This window comes from Mesorhizobium delmotii, from assembly GCF_900149755.1.
GTDB lineage: Bacteria > Pseudomonadota > Alphaproteobacteria > Rhizobiales > Rhizobiaceae > Mesorhizobium > Mesorhizobium delmotii.
This window is the reverse complement of record NZ_FUIG01000032.1, coordinates 40,498-62,284: the sequence shown is the minus strand read 5'-3', so window position 1 is coordinate 62,284 and position 21,787 is coordinate 40,498. Positions and strand designations below refer to the sequence as shown.

Here is a 21,787-nt window from a genome sequence, read left to right as displayed (position 1 = left end):
CAATGGACACCCCCTTCCTTTCGGTGAGGAACCTGACCAAGCATTTTGCGCCGACGGCGTTCTCGCGCGGTCCCGTCGTCAGGGCGTTGGAAGATATTTCCTTCGACATTGTGCGCGGCCAGGTGGTCGGTCTCGTCGGCGAATCCGGATCGGGCAAGACCACGATCGGCCGCTCGGTGCTGCGTCTCATCGAGCCGACGTCCGGCGAAATAAGATTTGACGGCGTCGATATCACCAGCCTGAGCGCCGGGCCGCTGGCTCGCCAGCGCCGCAAGATGCAGTATATTTTCCAGGATCCGTTCGCCAGCCTGTCGCCGCGCATGACCATTGGGCAGATCCTGACCGAAGGCCTGGATATTCAGGGCATCGGCAACAGGCGCGAGCGGCGGGCGAGGGCCGAGAAGGCACTTGCCGCGGTCGAGTTGCCGGTCGACGCCTATGACCGCTACGCCCACGAATTTTCGGGCGGGCAGCGTCAACGCATCGGCATCGCCCGGGCGCTTACGCTCGAACCCGAATTCATCGTCGCCGACGAGCCGGTCTCTGCCCTCGATGTCTCGATCCAGGCGCAAATCATCAATCTTTTGCGCGACCTGCAGGTCCGGCTCGGTCTGACCATGCTGTTCATTTCGCATGACCTGGCCGTCGTCGAATATATCTGCGACACGGTGATCGTTCTCTACCTCGGCCGGATCATGGAAGTCGCGCCTGCTGCCGCGCTCTATGCCCGGCCGCAGCATCCCTATACGCGCGCGCTGCTCTCGGCCATTCCGTCGCTCGACCCACTGGCCAAGCAGGGCCGGCAGGTGCTGAAGGGCGACATTCCAAGCCCGGCAAATCCGCCAACCGGGTGTGTTTTCCGAACCCGTTGCCCGGTTGCCCTGGATGCTTGCGCCGGCATCGTCCCGCCATTGCGGGCAACAACGTCCGATGGCCATCTGAAGGCCTGCATTCGCGACGACATCGCCTAGCACTCACTCGTTTTCCGCGCGCGCCAATTGAGCTACTTGTCTTTCCAGAAATCGGCCTGGAGTTGCGCCGCTTCATCGGCAAGCAGCGGGCCGACGACTTCAGTCGGACGCTGCCCAGCTTCGAAAACGATCGTGCAGGGGAGGTCGAGTGTGGGATTCTCGACGTGTGCACCCGTCAACCCTTTGACGTCATGTTCGCTCTGCCCAAAGACGACCCTTCCGATGCCCGCCCAATAGATTGTTCCGGAGCACATCGCGCAAGGTTCGGCCGAAGTGTAGAGTGTGCAGGAGGCCAGCTTTTCGAGACTGAAATTCATCCCCGCCCACGAGGCCAGCAGCCTTTCGGCATGAGCGGTGCGGTCGCCCCCTCCGGATTTGTAACCGTTGAGTTGCTCGCGCAACACATTGCCGTCTTTGTCAGCGAGGAGCGAACCAAAGGGATGTTCGCCAGCATCGCGGGCCCTGCGCGCGACTTCGAACGCCTGACGGAGCAGGCGCTCATCATAGGGGCGTTGTGGCATCGGCAGATCCTCCGGCAGTGCGGTTTGATCATAGTGCCGAACAATCCGCCGACTCAAGTCAGCGGATTCGGCTCGGCAATGAGGGGCTGAACAGCGTCAGCGCTGCTCTGTTCTGTGTTCCGTCAGCCATTGTCCCGATCTCGGACGGACCAGACGAGAATGTGCTCATCAATCCTCGTCATCCTGCCGCGGCCCGAATCAAAATCGTACGAGTCGATCCGTTCGGGCTTGACGTTCGGCTGTTCAAAGGCTGACTGCGGGAGGATGAAACCCGGGCCGGTGCAGAAGTCTCCGCGACGCGCGGTTGGCACTGCCAGGCGTTGTTCGCGCATCGCCCGGACTATTGGGCTTGCGTAAGCCATTTGGGCCTGGGCACAGCCTGCAACAGGCTTTGCGTATATTCGTGGCGAGGCGCGCCGAACAGCGCCGCGGTTTGGGCTTCCTCGACGATCCTCCCATCTTTCATGACCATGATCCGGTCGGCGAAATGGCGCACGATCGGCAAGTCGTGTGTGATGAAAATATAGGAGAGGTTGAGCCTGGTCCTAAGGTCGGCCAGAAGGTCGATCACCTGCGCTTGTATAGAGACGTCGAGCGCCGAAACCGCCTCGTCGCAGACGATCAGTTCCGGCTCGCTCGCAAGCGCGCGCGCAATGGCGATGCGCTGTCGCTGGCCGCCGGAAAACTGGTGCGGGTAGCGGTCGGCGTGCTCCGGCAACAGCCCCACCAATTCCAGCAGCTCTGCCACTCGAGCCTTCCACCTGTTCTTCGGCAGAATATCGCGGTGGATCACCCAGGGTTCGGAAATGATCGAATAAACGCGCATGCGCGGATTCATCGATCCGTACGGATCCTGGAATACCATCTGGACCTTGCGCCGAAACGCCATAAGCCGCTTCTCGTTCATTTCAAAGATGTTCTCACCGGCAAACACAGCCTTGCCGGCGCTTGGCTCGTTCAGCCCCAACAGCATGCGTGCGACGCTCGATTTGCCGGAGCCCGACTCGCCGACGATGCCGAGCGTTTCTCCTCTCCGGACCTCGAAGCTTATGTCGTCCACCGCCTTGAACGTCCGCTTGCTGCTGAAGGCTCCGGAAGCAAGCACATAGTGCTTGGTGAGATGTTCTACCTTGAGCAGGGTCTTGTCGGCGATCGTCGTCGAACGCTTGTTCGGCGCCTCCGCTGCGTTGCCGTGGGGCAGGGCGGAGATGAGGCGGCGCGTATAGGCGTGCTGCGGATTGCTGAACACCGCCTTGGCGATGCCTGTCTCCACAACCTTGCCGCCGTTCATGACGATAATCCGGTCCGCCATGGACGCGGCGACTTCGAGGTCATGGGTGATCATGATCAAAGCCATGCCGGTCTCGCGCTGGAGATCACGCAGCAGATCGAGAATCTGCGCTTGCACGCTGACGTCCAAAGCGGTCGTCGGCTCATCGGCGATCAGGATGTCCGGTTTCAGCGCGATCGCCATGGCAATCATTACGCGCTGACGTTGTCCGCCCGAGAATTGATGCGGATAGAAGTCAACGCGGTTTTCCGGCTCTGGAATGCCCACGCGCCGAAGCAGCTCTATAGTCTTGGCGCGTGCGTCCTTGCCGGCTCCCGCGCCGTGGCTCTCATAAACCTCCTCGATCTGGCGCCCCACCGTGTAGACGGGGTTCAAATAGGCGAGCGGATCCTGAAAGATCATCGCAATCCTGCGGCCGTTGATGCTTCGGCGCGCCTCGGCACCGAGGCCCGAGAGTTCGACGCCATCGAAGAGGCAGGAACCGGCCACGACATCGCCTGGCGGACAGTCGATGAGATCCATCACCGTGCTGGTGCTGACGCTCTTTCCCGAACCGCTTTCGCCGAGGATCACCAGTGTCTCGCCACGGCTGACGTGGAAAGAGACATCGTCGACGGCGCGTACCGGCTCATCGTCCGAAAGGAAATCGACGGTCAGGCTCTCGACTTTGAGAATGGTCGCGTTGCTCATCGGGCAGCTTTTCGCAATGTCTGAAGACGCCAGCGTTGCTGCGGATCAGCGACGGTGCGCGCCCAGTTCGAGAGGATGTTGAGCGACAGCGTCGTCAGCATGATCGCAAGACCCGGCCAGAATGCGATCCACCAGGCGGTGGCGAGATAGCCGCGGCCGTTTGCCACCATTGCACCCCAGGTAAAGTCAGGTGGCTGAATGCCGAGGCCAAGGAAACTCAGCGCCGATTCCGATAAAATGACGGTCGCGAAATCAATGGCGGAAATCGTCACCAGTGTCGGCAGGACGAGGGGTGCGATATGCCGGACGATGATCCGGGTCGGCTTCGCACCCATGGCTCGCGCCGCGCTGACGAACATGCGCTCGCGCAGCTCCAGCACCTCTGCGCGCGCCGTTCTGAGGTAGATCGGCATGCGCGTGACGGCGAGAACGATCACCAGGTTGGTGATGCTCGGGCCCAGCGTGTAGAGCACGATGAGCGCCAGCAGCAGCGAGGGAAAGCTCATGACGACATCGGCCAGGCGCAGGATGAGATGGCTGTACCAGCGCTCCGAATAGCCCGCTATCAGGCCCAGCGTTCCGCCAACCAGCATCGACGCGAACACCGCCGCCGCGGCAATGCCGAACGTATTCTGCGCACCGACAGTCAGCCTGGCCAGAATGGGCCGGCCAAGGGTATCGGCGCCAAGGACGTAGATCCAGCCGCTGGCCAGCGAGAACGGGGCGAGATTGCGCTGGCGCAGCCCCAGCCGCGAGGCGGCGTCGCCCACCAGCCACGGGCCGAGGACCGCCGCGATGACGACGATCGCCAGGAAAATAGCAGCGGCGAGCGCAAGCTTGTCACGCTTCAAATAGGCGAAAAGCACGCCGCCGCTGCCTGGAACGGCCGCCGGCTTGATGTCGGGGGTGAGGATCGTCATGGCTCAGTACCGGATGCGCGGATCGAGAACCGCATAAAGCAGGTCGATCGCTATGTTCAGGATGAAGATGGCGGTTGCCGTCACCAGAATGGTCGACTGGACGACAGCAAAATCGCGCTGGATGATCGAGTCGATCATCAGCTTGCCGATGCCGGGCCAGCCGAATATCGACTCCACGACGACGGCGCCGTTGACGAGACTGGTCGCCAGGTCGCCGGCGACCGTGACGACGGGCAGCAGCGAATTGCGAAGCGCATGCCCGAAGATGATCTTCTGTCGGGGCAGGCCCTTGGCCCTTGCGGTCTTGATGTATGGAGAGGCAAGCGCGGACAGCATCGTTCCGCGCACGACCTGCACCAGGAGACCGAAGGGGCGAAGCATCAGCACGAAGGAGGGCATGATCCAATGCGCCCAGGTTCCGGTGCCGGATGTCGGCAAAAGCCCGAGCCCCACGGCGAAGACAAGGATGCCGACGATGGCGACCCAAAAATCCGGTGCGCTTGCGCCGGCCAAGGAGACGAAGCTGGCGGCACGGTCGAACATGCTGCCCGGCCGCGCGGCCGCCAGAGAAGCGACAAGGATAGCCAAAGCGGTCGACAGGGTGATCGCGACGGCGGCAAGCTTCAGCGTTTCCGGGAACGCCTCAAGCGCGACCTGCATCGCCGAGCGGTTCTGGCGCAGCGATTCACCGAAATCCAGCTGCAGAAGATCGCGCAAATAATCCAGAAACTGCCAATAGATCGGCTGATCGAGGCCGTTCAACCGCGCGAACGCGGCCCGAGCATCCGCAGTCGAGTCCAGAGGCAGGTACAAGGCGGAAGGATCGCCGGTAAGCCGTGTCAGGAAAAAGACCAGCGTCAACAGACCTATGACCGACAGGATGCTGTGGAACGCGCGGCGTCCAAGATAGGTAATCATTTGGGATGCCCTTGGACGGATATCGACGGAGGCAACGGGTCAGGGCGCAGGGTCACGATCGGACCCAGCGCCCCCGTATCACTCAGTCTTTTTTGATAGCGATATTGGCCAGCGGTATTTCGCTGTTGGTGGTGATATCGGGCTTCCATTCCAGCTTGGTGCCAACGCGGGTATAGCCGATCATATGGAACATCGGGATGTCCGCCACTACTTCGTTGCGGGCCTTGCCGAAGATCGCCTTGAAGCTGTTGGTGCGGGCCTCGCCGGTCGCCGCCAGGGCCGCGTCTATCTCCTTGTCGAATGCCGGATCGGCCAAGGTCGAGTAGCTGCCGCTCGATCGGTAGAAGATCGGAACCGTGAAGGCCGCATCGCCCTTGTTGTTGTCATGCATCATCTGCAGGAGATTGGGGCCGCGCTCCGGCGGGAACGGCTTTTGCAGATAGCGCAGCCAGTCGGCGACATCGAGCATGGTAAGCTTGACGTTGAGGCCGGCGTCCTGCCACATCGTCATCATGGCCTCCATCGCTTCGGCGCCGTTCGGATAGATGCCGTTTCGCCCGATGAGCTTGATCTCGGTGTCGACCGCGACACCCGCCGCGCGCGCCTCTTCGACGAGCTTTTTCGCCTCTTCCGGATCGTACGGCCAAGGCTCAAGTGCATCGTCATGGCCGTTGATCCCGGAAACGACCATTTGCGACGCACGCTTGACGTCGTCGCCGAACAGCTGGGCAAGGCCTTCCCAGTCGATCGCCAGGTTGAGCGCCTTGCGGACGCGCAGATCATCGAGCGGCGGCTCGGCGGCATCGATGCGGATGGCGGTGGTTTCGGAGTTCAGGTAAGCGAAATCCGTCTCCGGATTGCTGGCGTCCTGGATGGCAATCGACGGCGTCAGGTCGGCTTCCCCGATTTCGACCATGGCGGCTCGAATCGAGGATTCGGGCCGCCAGACATAGGTTGCCTTCGTGATCTCCGGCTTCTTGCCCCAATAGCCATCGAACGCGTCCAGCACCACGGTCTGCGGGGAAAAGCTCGACAGCGTGAACGGGCCGGTACCGACCGGATCGTTCACCGCCTGGTCGACAGGCGTCTTCGGCGAGACGATCATGACCACGCTCAACAGCGTCGGCATAATGGGCTCGGGCCTGTCCGACTTTATCTCGACGGTCACATCGTCGACCGGCGTCAGCGTCAGCTTGGCATCGCCGAATTTCGCTATGTTGCTGCAAGTGAGCTTGCCGCTGATCATCCTGTTGATGGAGTATGCGACCGCATCCGCGTTGAGTGCCGTTCCGTCCTGGAACTTCACGCCTTCGCGCAGCTTGATCCGCCAGGTCGTCGGGTCCACGCTGGTCCACTCGGTCGCCAGTTTCGGCTGAGGTTGTCCGGTGATCGGATCGATGACGGTCAACGATTCAACAACGTTTTGGCTGAGTATCTGGCCGACATTGGTGATGATGGTGCCGCAGGGCTCCAGATTGGCCGGCTGCTCCGGCAGGACGATACGGATTTCCTGCGCCGCATCTTGTGCGACAGCCGATGGCGCGGCAGCGGTCATCAATACGACAGCTGCAATCGTATGAACGCTTCTATTCATGTCTCTCCTCCCTTTGATCTTCCGTTTGGGATCTTCCGTTTTGGCTGTCGTGCGACGGGCGAACCTCCTCGGCGCGTTCGTCCGACAATTTGCCGATCTCCCAGCGACTAGGCGGCGATTTTCGCGATCAGTCCGCGCAGCATGTCTTTTTCCTGAGGCATCAGATCCGTCAGCGGCGGACGGAGCGGGCCGGGTGTCCGTCCTATGAGTTCGACGCCTGCCTTGATGATCGACACCGGATAACCTTGTTCTCGATCGCGCAAAGCCGCGAAGGGGAAGAAGAAGCTGTGCAGGATTTCTTCCATGGCGGCGCGATCGCTTGTTCGCATCGCCCTGTAGAACCGCTGTGCCAATTCCGGTACAAAATTGAACACCGCAGAGGAATAAGTCGTCACGCCGGCGCCGTTGAAGCCTTCGGCAAACAGCTCATGGGTGGGCATGCCACCGATGTAACAGAGCCGATCGCCGAGCTTTGCGGTGACGTGGCGGACAAGATCGATCTTGCCTGTGCCGTCCTTGAACCCGATGAGGTTTGGGCACGCGTCAGCAAGGCGGGCAACCGTGTCGGCATTGGCGACCGAGTTCGCACGGTTGTAGATGATGACGCCTAGGCCGGTGGATTGGCACACGGCTTTGACATGCCGGAATATCCCCTCTTGCGAGGCCTCCATCAGATAGTGAGGCAGAAGCAAGAGACCGTCGGCTCCCGCAGCCTCGGCGCGGCGGGCGATTTCCGTGGCGAGCGCCGTGCCGTAGCCGCAGCCGGCGATGATCGGCACGTCTCCCGAGGCATCCTTGGCTGCACGGGTAACGTCGGCGACCTCTTCCGGCGACAGGGAGAAGAATTCACCCGTGCCGCCGGCCGCGAACAGGGCAGCGGCACCGAACCCCGACAGCCATTCCACATGCGCGCGATAGCTTTCGAGATTGAGGCTGAAATCCTCGTTGAAATGTGTGACCGGAAACGACAGCAGCCCTGAAGCGACACGCGACTTGATTTCATCTGGCGACAAAGGAACTCATCCCACAATTAATACGATGTCATCAAGATTCATATGATGAGTATGCGGACGAGTCAACTGCTGTTGTTGTCTTGATTTGTCGAGCGCCGGACGGTGAGGGCACGATAGCGCTTAATCCCCGTCACCAAATGGCGGCGCATCGCCTCACGTGCCTTTTCCGGGTCGCGGGCGAGAATCGCATCCGCGATTTCCCTGTGCTCCTCCAGAATTGGATGGTCGCGATTGGGCAAGGGATCGATCCCGCCCATCATCGTCTTGAACTTCACCCGCGGGATCATCCGCCGGCCGATATGTTCGAGGAATGCCTTGAACCTGGCGTTGTTGGTTGCGGTGGCAATCGCCAAGTGGAACTGGAAGTCCGCCTCGTCGGTGGGTTGTCCTTGCGCCATGAGATCGGCGAACGTTTCGACCTGGGCCTCGATTTCGGCCTCCTGCGCCGGCGAACTGCGGGCTGCAGCAAGGCCCGCTGCCTCGACTTCGATGCCGATGCGTAGCTCGAGCTCTTCGATGATGTCCGAGATCTTGTTCGTTTCGTCGGTGAAGAGCTTCAATCCCTCGTCGACGGGTTTCGGGCCGAGAACGAAGACGCCGGCGCCTTGCCGCGATTCCACCAGCCCGTCGGCGCGAAGCGCGGCAATGGCCTCCCGGACGACAGTGCGGCTGAACCCGAACCGGTCAATCAGCGCGGGTTCTGTCGGCAATTTGTCGCCAGGCGCATAAAAGCCGGCTTCGATCTGGCCGCGCAGCGCATCTGCGACCTGAGAAACGAACGACCTGCGGGACGTTCGATGTTCGGCCTGCTGCATGGGTCCTCCAAACTTTGCCGGGTCAAGACATTGCATACTCCCGGCGCAGGGTAAAAGCGAGGTCATCATATGAAAATTTGTCATCCAAGGTCGAATGTGTTTGGATCATCATATGGGTTCTGTCGCGCTCCGCGTGTCGGCCGTGACGTCGCCTGGCTCGCTTTTCGTTGGCATCTTTGCTGATGCGGCCACAGGCGAACTCCTCTGGCGGAGTTTCATAACGCGGCGACCAGACTTGGCCTTGATCCGCATCAAAGGGCTGGGATGGCGTTGTCAGAAGATCGGCGGCAGCGACATCGCGCCATAGCCGGCCACTGCGGCGATCAGGGTTGCGCCGGCCAGCGGCAACCAAAACCTGACCGGGCCGATAAATGCCGCCAGCAACAGGCGACCGATCGCGTTTGCCGCCAGCGCCGCGAGCACCGCCTGGCCCACGGTCTCGACAGGGATCGATTGCTTGACCAGGCGCAATGCGCTGAGCACCGAGACGTCGACATCGAACGTACCTGCAAGCGTCGAGCTCACCAGCAAGCCGCGCCCGCCGAATTGAGCAGCCAATGCAGCGCTCGCGGTGGCGACAACCGCAAAGAGCAGAGCGAACAGCAGCAACGGGCCCAATTCGAACGGATTGCGTGCCAGTGCACCACTTTTGTGATCCCCGCCGGAGCGGACCAACAAGAATGCTCCGCAGGCTGCGAAGACAAGCGCTGCGGCAATCGCCGGGACGCCGATTGCAGCGAGCACGCTTGGCTCGACGATCAGTACAACAGCGCAAACACGCAGCACCGAGACCGCCGCCGCCAGCGAAGCCGCGCCGGTGAGCGGCCGTGGATTGCTTACGGATGTGGCGTTGCGGGCTAGCGCCATGGTCACGGCGGTGGACGAGACGATGGCACCTGCAAGCGAGCTGACGAGCAGACCGCGCGTGGTTCCCAGGACGCGAATGGCGACATAGCCAGCGAACGATATCGACGCCATCAGCACCGTGAGGAACCAAATTTCCCACGGGTTGAAGCCACCCCACGGGTCGATCGTCCGGTTTGGCAGCAAGGGCAAAACGATCGCGGTCATCACCGCCAGGATCAGCGCCGAACGAAGCTCGATCCAGGTCAGTCGCTTCAGAAGGTCGTGCAGGACCTCGCGACTGGCAAGGACCGCCGCGAGTGCCGCCCCTCCGGCAGCCGCGACCCGGTAATCACCGGCGACGGAAAGTGCACCGAGCGCGAACACGCCAAGGCCCGCTATCACTGCCGTAACGCTGAAATCCTCGTCATGGGCAGCCTCGCGTGCCTTGTACCAGGCGAAGATTGCCGCAAAGGCGATGAAGCCGCCGACCAGCACGGAACTTGCGTAGAGCGCATCGGCCAGCGCTGCGAGAATGCCGCCGAGCAGGCCGGATATGCCGAACGTTCGAATTCCGGCCGTCCGGCTGTGATCGGGTTCGTCCCGCTCGCGCCAGCCACGTTCCAGTCCGACGAGGAGGCCTATCGCCAGTGCCAGTCCGAGCCGTGCGATGAGCGAATCCATGGCGTGGCGGCTTTCAGGCTGCGACCGTCGGCAGGTGGTCGCGGACCCACCTGACGATCTGCCCCGCCGTCATGGCGCCGGATGTGCGCGCAACCTCCTGTCCGCCATGGAAGAGGATCATGGTCGGGATGCCGCGAATGCCGAGCCTGGCTGCAACGGCCTGCTCATTGTCGGAATTGAGCTTGATCAGGCGAACATGCGGCTCCAGTTTGTTTGCTGCCGCTTCATAGGCCGGCGCCATCATCTTGCAGGGGCCGCACCACGGTGCCCAGATGTCGACGACGACGGGGAGGCTGCTTCGCTTGACCTGGCGATCGAAGCTCTGTGCGTCGACGTCCTCGGGATGGCCCGAGAACAGCTTGAAGCCGCACTTTCCGCATTTCGCGTCCCCGGCATTGCGTGCCGGCGGCAGGCGATTGACCCCGCCGCATTTGCCGCAAACCACCAGTTTTTCCTGCGTCATGCCCATTCACCCATCTTTATGCGCGTCGCCGTTACGATGCTGTCTTGAGTGGAGCACCCTGCGCAGCAGCGGCCGCTTTCGAAACGCTTGCCAACTCGGCGGCGATATCGGCGAGCTTTCGATCGGCGTCGACCTTGCGCCAGGTGGACGGGGTGGCCTTTCGTTGCAATTGCCGCGAAAGGATATCGATGGTGGCATCGGAAGGGCCACCCCGGCGCTCGCTTACCCGTCGCCAAAGAACAAGCGGATCCGCCTCCAGCCAGAATCCGGCGAAAGCAACGTCTCTGCCGTTTGCCGCCTTCTCGATGCGGTCGCGATCGGCCGGCCGGTCGAAGACGGCATCGGCGACCACAGAACCGCCTTCGGAAAGGATCAGGTCGGCGCGCCATGCCATTTCGCGGTAGACGCGGTCCGACACGTCAGGTCGATAAGCCCTGTCCGGCAGCTTCGTCTCGGCCGGCACACCGTGCATCGCTTTGCGGATGCGGTCGCTCTCGACAATGCGCGCGCCGGGCGGCGCGCCGACATGTGCGGCGAGTGCCTCGGCAACGGCCGTCTTGCCGGAGCCGCTCAAGCCGCCGATGGCGATCAGCCGCGGCGGCCTTGCCTGGAGAAGTGTTCGAGCGAGCTCGAAATAAGATCTGGCCTCGGCAAGCAGGCCGCCGGAATTGTCACCGCCTTCCTCGATCTGGGTTGCGGTGACATGCGCGCGCACCGCGGCTCGCACTGCCATGAAAAACGGCAGGAGGATGAAGCCGTCCTCGTCGTCTGCTTCGTCGAGGTAGCGGTTCATCACCAGGTTGGCGAGTTCCGGAAAGCCGCGATGCCAGAGGTCCATCAGCAGGAAGGCCAGGTCGTACAGCACGTCGATGCTGGCGATCTGGTCATTGAATTCGATGCAATCGAAGAGGCGGGGCTCTCCGTCGAAGTGACAGATGTTGCGCAGATGCAGGTCGCCGTGGCATCGCCGGATCTTGCCTGCCGTCTCCCGCCGGTCGAGCAACGCGCAATGACGGGCGAGGGCGGTGCGAAAAATCCCGGTGAATGCCTTTGTCTCGGCCTGCTCGAAAACATCGCTGGTGGCAAAGCCGGCTTCGTTGATGGCGAGCACGCCTGCCAGGTTCGAGGATCCGCTGCCCTTGTGGACCTCCGGCGCGCCGCGATGATAGCGCACGATCATGCGCGCAACATCCGTCATCAGCGCAGGCGTCAGGTCGCCACCGACTGCCATTCGATCGAGCAGCTTCGACTGATCGAAGCGGACCATCTCGATCGCCGCATCGACCAGGTCGCCGCTTCCGTCGAAGGCGAGCTGGCCGCCGGACTCTCGGGTAATGCACCGCACGCCAAGATAGAGGCCGGGCGCGGTCTTGGAGTTGAGCTCGACCTCCTTTTCGCAAGCGGCGAGCCGCAGAACCGCGGTCGAGAAGTCGACATAGGGCAGCTTGACTGCTCGTTTGATCTTGTAGGCGCGCTGGCCAACAAGGAAGACACGCGAGATATGGGTTTCGATCGCCTCGACCGGCCCGGTCTCGCCATATGCGGCAGGGTCCATCAACATCGCGGCCACGGATTCCTGATCCTCGACGATCATCGGATGCCTCTTTGTTTGTATCTAACCTGTGGAAGCCAACGAGCGTGGTCGCTGAAATTCCGCGCCATCAGGCCCTTGCTGCCGCAGCGTCTGGATATAACCAGCCAGGTCATGGATGCGTTCCGTGATGATGCTTCTCCGGTGTTCGGGGCGTATTTCTTAGCTCCGGCGGCCTGAAATCTGTTGGCGTCGGCACGTGGGCACGTTGATACGGATCAAATGATGCGTGGCGACGTTCTTCACTCAGCGCCAGGAACGCGCCGAGCCGTCTCGCTGTTATTACAACGACGATTTGGCTTTGACGCAAAATCGGGAGCAGCCACCATGGCTTTCAGGACGATACTTACCGTGACGGGACCGAACAAGCGAGACGGCGATCTCAAGCTTACCGCCGATCTATGCAACGAGATCGGCGCCCATCTTGCTGTTCTGGTGGTTGCCATTGCTGCGCCGCCACCAGTCGGAGAGTACGCCGCGGTCGTTTCAGAAGCCTGGCTCGAACAGCGTCAGGCCGACGAGAATCTGTTGAAGAAGCGAACCGCTGCCGTGTCGGCATTTCTCGCCGGCAGGGCGCCTTCGGCCGATGTCTCCAGCGAATATCCGGAAGCCGGCTGGGTCGACGACACAATCGGCCGCCGTGCCCGCTACGCTGACATTACGGTTATTGGACCGGAGTTGCTTGCCGACCAAACGCTGAAAAGCAAAGCGATCGAAGGCGCGTTGTTTTCTTCGGGAAAGCCTTTGCTGCTCATCCCCGAGGGGTCACGGCCGACCCTGAAGCCGAAACGCGTGCTGATTGCATGGGACGCCGGTCTGGAGGCATCGCGTGCCGCCCGCGAATCTCTCGACATGCTGCCAGGCGCCGATGAGGTGCACCTTGTTATGGTCGATCCGGTGGAGGACGAATACCGCCACGGGGCCGAACCCGGAGCCGACGCCGCTGCCTATCTCGCGCGGCATGGCGTGAATGTCACGGTCGACCGGCTACCCAGCCTGGACCATTCAGTCGTCGACGTACTTCGCCGGCACGCACTCGACATCGCCGCCGACCTGTTGGTGATGGGCGCCTATGGTCATTCCCGGTTGCGCGAGCGCATCTTCGGCGGCGTCACCGTCTCGATGCTTGAAGACCCGTCAATGCCGATCCTTATGGCGCGTTAGCCGCCGGGCAATACGGTATGGCGCTCACGCCCGAAAACACGCAGAAGATTGGGCTTGCGAGTGAGTTTCAGGTAGGGTTTCAGGTGGGAGGCAGCTTCGGGAAAAAGCTAAGTGCTTGTTTTTTCTGGTCGGAGTGGCAGGATTTGAACCTGCGACCCCATCGTCCCGAACGATGTGCGCTACCAGGCTGCGCTACACTCCGTGACCAGACGGCGGGCTTATAGCCGCCGCACTTCGTTCCTGCAAGCGCCAATGGCAACGCATCCGTCGCATTTCTTCCGCTTTCGCCTTAACGTCATACAGGTTTCAGTCCCCTGGGGATAAACACGGCCTAAAGGCTCGTGTTATAGGCATCGGCCACCTGCGTTGAAACCACTCTGATTCCAGCTGCTTGGAGTTTGCTGTCTTGCCCCTGAAGATCGTTAGCCCCCTGAAGATCGTTGGTGAAGCCCGTCCCAACACCTTCGAGTTTGAAACCTCGGCGCTGATCAAGGCGTCCGGCTTTCGTGAGTATGATGCGCGCTGGTGGTTCGGCCATCCTGGCTCGGCGGAGCCGCCGGAGCTCAACCTGATCGGTGTCCAGGCGCTCGGCATGGGACTCGGCACGCTGATCCGGCGCTTGGGCGCCGGGCCGGACATCGTGACCGGGCATGATTTCCGCTCCTATTCGCTGGCGATCAAGCTGGCGCTGGTTTCCGGGCTGATGGCCGCCGGCGCGCGGGTTAGGGATATCGGGCTGGCGCTGTCGCCGATGGCCTATTTCGCCCAGTTCGCGCTCGACACGCCGTCGGTCGCCATGGTCACCGCCTCGCACAACGAAAACGGCTGGAGCGGCGTCAAGATGGGGGCAGCGCGTCCGCTGACCTTCGGTCCGGAGGAAATGAGCGCATTGAAGGCGATCGTGCTTGCCGGCGACTTCGACCTGGTCGGCGGCGGCTCCTATGACTTCGTTGCGGATTTCCGCAAAACCTATCTGGACGACCTGACCCGGGACAAGCGCATTGCGAGAAAGCTCAAGGTGGTCGCCGCCTGCGGCAACGGCACGGCCGGCGCCTTTGCACCTGAAGCGCTGGAACGGATCGGCTGCGAGGTGATCCCGCTCGATGCCGAGCTCGATCATATGTTTCCGCATTACAATCCCAATCCCGAAGACATGAAGATGCTGCACGCCATCCGCGACAAGGTGCTGGAAACGGGAGCCGACGTCGGACTTGGCTTCGACGGTGACGGCGATCGCTGCGGCGTGGTCGACAATGAAGGCAATGAGATCTTCGCCGACAAGGTCGGCGTCATGCTCGCGCGCGACATCGCGCGACTGCATCCCGGCTCGACCTTCGTCGTCGACGTCAAGTCGACCGGATTGTTCAACACCGACGCCGCGTTGCGCGCCGAAGGCGCCGTCACCGACTATTGGAAGACCGGCCACTCCTACATAAAACGGCGCGTGGCCGAGCTTGGCGCCATCGCCGGTTTCGAGAAATCCGGCCATTTCTTCTTCAATCCGCCGATCGGGCGCGGCTATGACGATGGTCTCATCACAGCCATCGCCATCTGTCAGATGCTGGATCGCAGCCCGACCAGCAGCATGGCCGATCTCTATCGCGCCCTGCCGCTGACCTTCGGCACGCCGACCATGTCGCCGCACTGCGCCGACGAGTTGAAATACGCTGTGGTCGAGCGGGTCGTTTCCGATTTTCAGGCAATGAAGCAGGACGGCACGGTCTTCGCCGGCCAGAAGATCGCCGATCTGATAACCGTCAATGGCGTGCGCGTCGTGGCCGAGGACGGCACCTGGGGCCTGGTGCGGGCGTCGTCGAACAAGCCGGAGCTCGTCGTCGTGGTGGAGAGCCCGGTGTCATCCGAGCGGCGCCGGCAGATGTTCGAAGCCGTCGACGCGGTGCTGCGCCGCAGCCCTGAGGTAGGCGCCTACAACCAGACCTTCTAAGGTCTCTGACCAGCAGTAGCCGCGAGCCTCAATACGGGCTCGCCACATCCCCGGTCTCGACATAGACCGACTTCAGCTGCGAATAGAGCGCCAGCGCCGCCAGCGAATTTTCGCGGCCGATACCGGACTGCTTGAAGCCGCCGAACGGAATTTCGACCGGCGTCAGGTTATAGGCGTTGATCCAGCAGGTGCCGGCCTGCAACTCGGCGATGACGCGGTGGGCGCGCGGCAGGTCGCGCGTGAACACGCCGGCGGCAAGCCCGAATTCGGTATCGTTGGCACGGTCGATCACCTCGTCCTCACCGTCGAATTTCAGCACGCTCATCACAGGCCCGAAAATCTCCTCGCGCGCGATGCGCATCGTGTCGGTGACGCCGGTGAAGACCGTCGGCTCGACGAAGAAGCCGCCACCGAAACCCTGCAGCGAGGGCACGTTGCCGCCGCAGGCGAGCACGGCGCCATCCTGCTTGCCGGCCTCGATATAGCCGATAACCTTCTCGTGCTGGGCCTTGGAGACCAGCGGCCCCATCTGCGTTTCCTGGTCGAGCGGATCACCGATACGGATCTTCTTGGTCCGCTCGGTCAGGCGCTCGACGAAACGGTCGTGGATGCCCTTCTGCACGAACACCCGCGTGCCGTTGGAGCAGATCTGGCCGGTCGAATAGAAATTGCCGAGCATGGCGCCGCCGATGGCGTTTTCGAGATCGGCGTCGTCGAAGACGATCAGCGGCGACTTGCCGCCAAGCTCCATGGTTGCATGCTTCATCTTCGAGCCGGCGAGCGACAGCACCTTGCGCCCGGTCGGTACCGAGCCGGTCACCGAGACCTTGGCGACGACATTGTGCCCGACGAGGCCGGCGCCGACATCGCCATAGCCTTGCACGACGTTGAACAGCCCGTCGGGCAGGCCGGCTTCGGTATAGATTTCGGCGAGCGCCAGCGCCGACAGCGGCGTGTTCTCCGACGGCTTGAACACCATGGCGTTGCCCATGGCGAGTGCCGGTGCCGATTTCCAGCCGGCGATCTGGATCGGATAGTTCCACGCACCGATGCCGACGCAGACGCCGAGCGCCTCGCGCCTTGTGTAGGCGAAGGGTCCGCCGAGATCGATGGACTCGCCATTAAAGGCCGCGACCACGCCGCCGAAATATTCGAGGCAGTCGGCGGCCGATGGCGCGTCCGCCACCAGCGTCTCCTGGATCGCCTTGCCGGTATCCAGCGTCTCGACGCGCGCCAGGTCGGCGTTGCGCGCGCGCAAGATATCGGCGGCTCGGCGCAGGATGCGTCCGCGCTCGACCGGCTTCAGCCGCGCCCAGGCCGGTTGTGCTGCACGCGCTGCTTCGATCGCGAGTTCCAGCACGTTCGGCGTCGCAGAACGCAGCATCGCGATGGTCTCGCCGGTTGCCGGATAGATGACCGGCAGCGGCGCACCCTGCTCGTCGTCGATGTAGCGTCCGTTGACATAGTGCGATGCCTTTGGCTGGGCGCGCATGGGAGCTTCTCCAAAATTGTCCTTCGCCGGGACCGGCGGGCGGACAGTCCGTCAGATCATGGCTTATCTGTCCGATGCCTGCCAGCGCGGATTGATCCATGGTTCCTGGTTGGACGGCGCCAGCGGCGTGCGGCCGAGAATGTGGTCGGCGGCCTTCTCGCCGGTCATGATCGAAGGCGCGTTGAGATTGCCGTTGGTGACGCGCGGGAAGATCGAGGAATCGGCGACCCGCAGCCCTTCGACACCGATGACACGGCATTCCGGATCGACGACGCTCATCGGATCATCGGTGCGGCCCATCTTGCAGGTGCCGCAAGGGTGGTAGGCGCTTTCGGCATGATCGCGGATGAAGGCGTCGAGATCGTCGTCCGACTGCACGTGCGAGCCCGGCGAGATCTCCTTGCCGCGATAAGGGTCGAATGCCGACTGGCCGAAGATCTCGCGCGTCAGCCGGATGCAGTGGCGGAACTCGGTCCAGTCGTCCGGATGCGACATGTAGTTGAAGCGGATCACCGGCTTCGACCTCGGATCGGGCGAGCGCAGCATGACAGAACCGCGCGACTTCGATCGCATCGGCCCGACATGCGCCTGGAAACCATGCGCTTTCGCCGCCGCCTTGCCGTCATAGCGAACCGCGGCGGGGATGAAATGATACTGGATGTCGGGATAGTCGACACCGGCGCGCGAGCGCACGAAGGCAGCCGCCTCGAAATGATTGGTCGCGCCGAGACCCGACTTGAAGAACAGCCATTGCGCGCCGATCATCGCCTTGGAGAAGGGATTCAGCACCGAATTCAGCGTGATTGGCTGCGTCGATTCTTGCTGGATATAAAGCTCCATATGGTCCTGCAGGTTGCGGCCGACGCCGGGCCGGTCGGCGACCACCTGAATGCCGTATTCCCTGAGATGTTCGGCCGGGCCAATGCCGGACAGCATCAGGAGCTTGGGCGAATTGATCGAGGAGGCGGCGACGATCACTTCACGTCGCGCCCTGACCACCTCGATCCGTCTGCGCACTTCGATCTCGATACCGATGGCGCGTTGATTCTCGATGATCACCCGCCGGGCGAAGCCCTTGACCAGGCTTACATTTTTCCGCCTCAGCGCCGGCCTGAGATAGGCGCTCGCCGCCGACCAGCGGCGGCCGCCGCGAATGGTCTGCTCCATCGGCCCAAAGCCTTCCTGCTTCGCGCCGTTGTAGTCGTCGGTCAGTTCAAAGCCGGCCTGGCGGCCTGCCTCGACGAAGGCGCCGTAGAGCGGGTTGGTCCTTGAGCCCCGCTGCACGGTCAGCGGGCCGCCGTGGCCGCGCCAGCCATTCTCGCCGCCGTTGGCGTCCTCCATGCGCTTGAAGTAGGGGAGCACGTCGGCAAACCCCCAGCCGGCCGCGCCCTGTTCGGCCCAATGGTCGAAATCGCGAGCATGGCCGCGCACATAGACCATGCCATTGATCGACGACGAGCCGCCGATGACCTTGCCGCGCGGCGTCGCCAGCACGCGACCGCCGAGATGCGGTTCCGGCTCGCTGGCAAAGCCCCAGTCGTAGAGGCTCATGTTGAGCGGGATCGACAGCGCCGACGGCATCTGGATCAGCGGCCCGATATCGCTGCCGCCAAATTCGATGACAATCACCGAATGCTTGCCGTCCTCCGACAGCCGGTAGGCCATGGCCGAGCCGGCCGAGCCGGCGCCGATGATGACGAAATCCGCCTCAAGCATGGTTCATATGCGCCCATCGTTCATATGCGTCATGAAATCGGTGAGCGAGACATTGCCGCCGGTTGCCACCACGAGCACGGTCTTGCCGCTCACTTCCACCTTGCCGCCGAGCAGCGCCGCCAGCGATGCAGCGCCCGAAGGTTCCAGCACCAGCTTCATCCGTTCGAAGGCGATGCGCATCGCGCGGCGCACCGATTGATCGTCGACGGTGATGCCGCGAACGCCCGCGGTTCTGACCGCCGCGAATGGCGCGTGGCCAGGTTTGCGCGCCATCAGCCCGTCGCATATCGATTTTGGCCCGATCGGCATGGTTTCGATGACGCCATGCGCCAGCGACGAGCCCATGCCGTTAAAACCTTCCGGCTCGGCGCCGATGATCTCGGTCGCCGGCGACAGATAGTGGAAAGCCAGCGAAACGCCGCCGATCAGCCCGCCGCCGCCGACCGAACAGAACAGAAGATCGGCGCTGGCATGCCTGGTATCGAGTTGCTCGAGTGCCTCCAGCCCCACACCAGCCTGGCCAGCGACGATCTCCGGATCGTCGAAAGGATGCAGCAGCGCCAGCCCCTCGGTCTCGGCGATCTCGCGCGCCGTGGCGGCGGCCACCTCCTCACGCGCGCGTTCGCCATGGTCGGTCAGCACCACGCGCGCGCCATAGCCGGTCGTTGCGTCGCGCTTGGCGGCCGGCGTGTCGATCGGCATGACGATGGTCACTGGAATGCCCAGCGCCTGGCCGGCAGCGGCCAGCCCTTGCGCAAAATTGCCGGAGGAATAGGCGACGACGCCCTTCCTGGCTTCATCGGGCGAAAGCCGCTTCAGCCGCCAATAGGCGCCGCGCACCTTGAAGGAACCCGCCCATTGCAGCGACTCCGGCTTGACGAAGACGCGCGCGGCGCCGGTCTCTCTGGCCAAGGCCGCTGACTCCAGCAGCGGCGTGATCTGCGTCGCCTTGGCGGTGGCGGCATAGGCCTGTTTGAGGTGATCGAGGGAGGGGACAAGGGTTGTCATCATTCGCCTCGCGGAAAGCGCTTCTGCTCTTCGAGCAGGTCAAGGTTCATGTGGTTGCGCATGTAGCGTTCCGAAGCCTTCTGCAGCGGCTGGAATTCCCAGGGGTAATGGGTGCCGTTGCGCAGCGCCGGATAGACCACCCAGCGGCGCGCCTGGCTGGCGCGGACGGCGGCGTCGAAAGCGGCCATGTCCCAGCGCGCCCGAACCTTGTCGGTGAATGCAGCCACCAAAGCCGCATGCGCCGGGTCGGCGGCGAGATTGGTCAACTCGAGCGGATCCGATTCAAGATCAAACAGTTGCGGCGGATCGATCTCGCAATGGATGAATTTGAAGCGACCCTCGCGGATCGCCACCATTGGCGCATTAGAGCCTTCGGCCGCATATTCCATCAGCACCGGTGCGGTGCGCGTCTTGCCGTCGAGCAGCGGCAGCAGCGACTGGCCGTCGGTCCATGGCGCAATCGCGCTCATGTCGATGCCGGCGAAGTCGCAAAGCGTCGGCGTCGCGTCGAGATTGGAGACTGGGGTCTCGATCAGCCCGGCGTGTATGCCTTTTCCGGCGATCATCAGCGGCACCCGCGCCGAGCCTTCGAAAAAACACATCTTGAACCACAGGCCTCGCTCGCCGAGCATGTCGCCGTGATCTGAGCAGAAAAGGATGATCGTGTCGTCGAGCATTCGCGTGCGTTGCAGCACCGACAGCAATTCGCCGATCTTGTCGTCGAGATAGGAGATGTTGGCGAAATAGCCGCGCCGCGCGCGGCGGATCTGCTCCGGCGTGATCTTGAAGCTGTCATAGTCGCTCGCCCGGTAGAGCCGCTGCGAATGCGCATCCTGCTTGTCGTAGGGAATGAAGCCCACCTTGGGCTCAAGCGCTGGGCAGTCCTCGTAGAGATCCCAATAGCGCCGCCGGGCGACATAGGGGTCGTGCGGATGGGTGAAGGAAACGGTCAGGCACCACGGCCGGCGCGAAGCGTCGTCGGAGACGCGGGCGAAATCATAGAGCTTCTGCACCGCGTGAAAAGCGACCTCGTCGTCATACTCCATCTGGTTGGTGATCTCGGCGACGCCGGCGCCGGCCACCGAGCCGAGATTATGATACCACCAGTCGATCCGCTCGCCGGGCTTGCGATAATCCGGCGTCCAACCGAAATCGGCCGGATAGATGTCGGTAGTCAGCCGTTCCTCGAAACCATGCAACTGGTCCGGCCCGACGAAATGCATCTTTCCGGACAGACAGGTATGGTAGCCGGCGGCGCGCAGATGATGCGCATAGGTCGGGATCGACGAGACGAATTCGGCGGCATTGTCATAGACCTCGGTGCGCGACGGCAACTGGCCGCTCATGAACGAGGCGCGCCCAGGCGCGCAGAGCGGCGAGGCAGTGTAGTTGTTTTTGAAGCGCGCCGAACGAGCGGCCAGCGCCTTCAGATGCGGCGCATGCAGGAAGTCCGCCGGTCCATCCGGGAACAACGTGCCGTTGAGCTGATCGACCATGACGATCAGGAAATTGGGTGGCTTTGACGTCACTGCGCGCTCCGGCGGCTGAGTTTCGTTTCGAGGTAATCCTCGATCAGTGCGATCGCGGTCGCGGCATTGGGCACGCCGTCCTTCAGCGCGCGCCTGATGTAGAGCCCGTCGATCAGCGCCGCTGTCGCCTCGGCGACCCGGTCGGCTTCGCTTCTCGGCAGGATGCCGGTCAGCCCGCTCAACAGATTGGAATGCAGCCGTCGCGCATAGACCTTGAGCAGGCGGCGAAGTGCTGCTGATTTCTGCGCCTCGACATAGAAGGCCAGCCAGGCGGCGATCGTTTCCGGCCGGAACTGGACGTCGGAGAAATTGACGGCGACCACGGCCGAAACGCGCTGGCGTGGGGTGCCGGCCGATCGAAGCGCGCGCCGCATGTCGGCGGTCAGCTCGGCCAGGATGTGCCGCATCGTCGCCAGCAAAAGTTCGTCCTTGGCGCCGAAATAGTGATGGGCAAGCGCCGAGGACACGCCGGCGCGCCCGGCGATTTCCGACATCGTCACATCAAGCGAACCGTGCTCGCCGATCGCCGAGATCGTCGCGTCGATCAGCGCCCTGCGGCGCAACGGCTCCATTCCGATTTTCGGCATCTTTGCTCCGGCCTGTTGCGACGAGATTATTT

General features: G+C 62.7%; 18 protein-coding genes and 1 tRNA gene. 3 read left to right on the top strand and 16 right to left on the bottom strand.

Translation table 11 applies throughout. From position 1 onward, the window contains the following. The first annotated feature begins 2 nt into the window (after positions 1–2). On the top strand, positions 3–971 hold the full coding sequence (locus tag BQ8482_RS20340) for an ABC transporter ATP-binding protein (RefSeq protein ID WP_123149248.1): 969 nt from the start codon (positions 3–5) through the stop codon (positions 969–971). A 32-nt stretch (positions 972–1,003) separates the two neighbouring features. Here BQ8482_RS20340 and BQ8482_RS20335 read toward each other — a convergent pair whose 3' ends face one another. From BQ8482_RS20335 to BQ8482_RS20280, 10 genes are all read right to left on the bottom strand, one after another. After that, complete coding sequence (locus tag BQ8482_RS20335) at positions 1,004–1,492, bottom strand: nucleoside deaminase (protein ID WP_123149285.1); 489 nt, start codon at positions 1,490–1,492, stop codon at positions 1,004–1,006. A gap of 340 nt (positions 1,493–1,832) precedes the next feature. Further along, positions 1,833–3,473, bottom strand: a complete 1,641-nt coding sequence (locus tag BQ8482_RS20325) for an ABC transporter ATP-binding protein (protein ID WP_123149246.1) — start codon at positions 3,471–3,473, stop codon at positions 1,833–1,835. Then, entirely contained in the window at positions 3,470–4,393 is a 924-nt protein-coding gene (locus BQ8482_RS20320) for an ABC transporter permease (protein WP_123149245.1), read from the bottom strand. Before BQ8482_RS20320 ends, BQ8482_RS20325 begins: the two co-directional genes overlap by 4 nt. Positions 4,394–4,396: 3 nt before the next feature. Continuing rightward, positions 4,397–5,311, bottom strand: coding sequence for an ABC transporter permease (locus tag BQ8482_RS20315; protein ID WP_123149244.1), 915 nt, complete (start codon positions 5,309–5,311; stop codon positions 4,397–4,399). An 82-nt stretch (positions 5,312–5,393) separates the two neighbouring features. Continuing rightward, the gene (locus BQ8482_RS20310) at positions 5,394–6,905 is read right to left on the bottom strand and encodes an ABC transporter substrate-binding protein (protein WP_123149243.1); all 1,512 of its coding nucleotides are present in this window, start codon (positions 6,903–6,905) and stop codon (positions 5,394–5,396) included. A gap of 107 nt (positions 6,906–7,012) precedes the next feature. Then, positions 7,013–7,918: a 5-dehydro-4-deoxyglucarate dehydratase gene (gene kdgD, locus BQ8482_RS20305; protein ID WP_123149242.1), complete on the bottom strand. Its 906-nt coding sequence runs from the start codon at positions 7,916–7,918 to the stop codon at positions 7,013–7,015. A gap of 62 nt (positions 7,919–7,980) precedes the next feature. Next, positions 7,981–8,733, bottom strand: coding sequence for a FadR/GntR family transcriptional regulator (locus tag BQ8482_RS20300; RefSeq protein ID WP_123149241.1), 753 nt, complete (start codon positions 8,731–8,733; stop codon positions 7,981–7,983). A gap of 273 nt (positions 8,734–9,006) precedes the next feature. Beyond that, the gene (locus tag BQ8482_RS20290) at positions 9,007–10,260 is read right to left on the bottom strand and encodes an MgtC/SapB family protein (RefSeq protein WP_123149239.1); all 1,254 of its coding nucleotides are present in this window, start codon (positions 10,258–10,260) and stop codon (positions 9,007–9,009) included. Positions 10,261–10,273: 13 nt separating this feature from the next. After that, the gene (gene trxC / locus BQ8482_RS20285; RefSeq protein ID WP_123149284.1) at positions 10,274–10,723 is read right to left on the bottom strand and encodes a thioredoxin TrxC; all 450 of its coding nucleotides are present in this window, start codon (positions 10,721–10,723) and stop codon (positions 10,274–10,276) included. A 31-nt stretch (positions 10,724–10,754) separates the two neighbouring features. Further along, positions 10,755–12,317: a bifunctional aminoglycoside phosphotransferase/ATP-binding protein gene (locus BQ8482_RS20280; protein ID WP_123149238.1), complete on the bottom strand. Its 1,563-nt coding sequence runs from the start codon at positions 12,315–12,317 to the stop codon at positions 10,755–10,757. 324 nt (positions 12,318–12,641) lie between these two features. On the opposite strand from BQ8482_RS20280, the gene BQ8482_RS20275 reads away from it, so the two are divergent. Then, on the top strand, positions 12,642–13,478 hold the full coding sequence (locus tag BQ8482_RS20275; RefSeq protein ID WP_123149237.1) for a universal stress protein: 837 nt from the start codon (positions 12,642–12,644) through the stop codon (positions 13,476–13,478). Positions 13,479–13,603: 125 nt separating this feature from the next. Here the strand turns inward: BQ8482_RS20275 and BQ8482_RS20270 are convergent. Beyond that, a tRNA-Pro gene (locus tag BQ8482_RS20270) sits at positions 13,604–13,680 on the bottom strand. 204 nt (positions 13,681–13,884) lie between these two features. Here BQ8482_RS20270 and BQ8482_RS20265 point away from each other — a divergent pair. After that, positions 13,885–15,423, top strand: coding sequence for a phosphomannomutase/phosphoglucomutase (locus BQ8482_RS20265; RefSeq protein WP_244602893.1), 1,539 nt, complete (start codon positions 13,885–13,887; stop codon positions 15,421–15,423). A 28-nt stretch (positions 15,424–15,451) separates the two neighbouring features. Here BQ8482_RS20265 and betB read toward each other — a convergent pair whose 3' ends face one another. From betB to betI, 5 genes are all read right to left on the bottom strand, one after another. After that, positions 15,452–16,915: a betaine-aldehyde dehydrogenase gene (gene betB / locus BQ8482_RS20260; protein WP_123149236.1), complete on the bottom strand. Its 1,464-nt coding sequence runs from the start codon at positions 16,913–16,915 to the stop codon at positions 15,452–15,454. 63 nt (positions 16,916–16,978) lie between these two features. After that, positions 16,979–18,631, bottom strand: coding sequence for a choline dehydrogenase (gene betA, locus BQ8482_RS20255; protein WP_123149235.1), 1,653 nt, complete (start codon positions 18,629–18,631; stop codon positions 16,979–16,981). A 3-nt stretch (positions 18,632–18,634) separates the two neighbouring features. Continuing rightward, complete coding sequence (locus tag BQ8482_RS20250; protein ID WP_123149234.1) at positions 18,635–19,642, bottom strand: threonine/serine dehydratase family protein; 1,008 nt, start codon at positions 19,640–19,642, stop codon at positions 18,635–18,637. After that, complete coding sequence (gene betC / locus BQ8482_RS20245; protein ID WP_123149233.1) at positions 19,639–21,168, bottom strand: choline-sulfatase; 1,530 nt, start codon at positions 21,166–21,168, stop codon at positions 19,639–19,641. The genes BQ8482_RS20250 and betC overlap by 4 nt, the downstream gene beginning before the upstream one ends. Then, complete coding sequence (betI, locus tag BQ8482_RS20240; protein WP_123149232.1) at positions 21,165–21,755, bottom strand: choline-binding transcriptional repressor BetI; 591 nt, start codon at positions 21,753–21,755, stop codon at positions 21,165–21,167. Before betI ends, betC begins: the two co-directional genes overlap by 4 nt. Positions 21,756–21,787: the final 32 nt, after the last annotated feature.

Excerpts from the sequence above, each read along its gene's own strand:
- BQ8482_RS20340 (WP_123149248.1), top strand. The coding sequence starts at position 3 with ATGGACACCCCCTTCCTTTCGGTGAGGAACCTGACCAAGCATTTTGCG.
- BQ8482_RS20335 (WP_123149285.1), bottom strand. The coding sequence starts at position 1,492 with ATGCCACAACGCCCCTATGATGAGCGCCTGCTCCGTCAGGCGTTCGAA.
- BQ8482_RS20325 (WP_123149246.1), bottom strand. The coding sequence starts at position 3,473 with ATGAGCAACGCGACCATTCTCAAAGTCGAGAGCCTGACCGTCGATTTC.
- BQ8482_RS20320 (WP_123149245.1), bottom strand. The coding sequence starts at position 4,393 with ATGACGATCCTCACCCCCGACATCAAGCCGGCGGCCGTTCCAGGCAGC.
- BQ8482_RS20315 (WP_123149244.1), bottom strand. The coding sequence starts at position 5,311 with ATGATTACCTATCTTGGACGCCGCGCGTTCCACAGCATCCTGTCGGTC.
- BQ8482_RS20310 (WP_123149243.1), bottom strand. The coding sequence starts at position 6,905 with ATGAATAGAAGCGTTCATACGATTGCAGCTGTCGTATTGATGACCGCT.
- BQ8482_RS20300 (WP_123149241.1), bottom strand. The coding sequence starts at position 8,733 with ATGCAGCAGGCCGAACATCGAACGTCCCGCAGGTCGTTCGTTTCTCAG.
- BQ8482_RS20290 (WP_123149239.1), bottom strand. The coding sequence starts at position 10,260 with ATGGATTCGCTCATCGCACGGCTCGGACTGGCACTGGCGATAGGCCTC.
- trxC (WP_123149284.1), bottom strand. The coding sequence starts at position 10,723 with ATGACGCAGGAAAAACTGGTGGTTTGCGGCAAATGCGGCGGGGTCAAT.
- BQ8482_RS20280 (WP_123149238.1), bottom strand. The coding sequence starts at position 12,317 with ATGATCGTCGAGGATCAGGAATCCGTGGCCGCGATGTTGATGGACCCT.
- BQ8482_RS20275 (WP_123149237.1), top strand. The coding sequence starts at position 12,642 with ATGGCTTTCAGGACGATACTTACCGTGACGGGACCGAACAAGCGAGAC.
- betB (WP_123149236.1), bottom strand. The coding sequence starts at position 16,915 with ATGCGCGCCCAGCCAAAGGCATCGCACTATGTCAACGGACGCTACATC.
- betA (WP_123149235.1), bottom strand. The coding sequence starts at position 18,631 with ATGCTTGAGGCGGATTTCGTCATCATCGGCGCCGGCTCGGCCGGCTCG.
- BQ8482_RS20250 (WP_123149234.1), bottom strand. The coding sequence starts at position 19,642 with ATGATGACAACCCTTGTCCCCTCCCTCGATCACCTCAAACAGGCCTAT.
- betI (WP_123149232.1), bottom strand. The coding sequence starts at position 21,755 with ATGCCGAAAATCGGAATGGAGCCGTTGCGCCGCAGGGCGCTGATCGAC.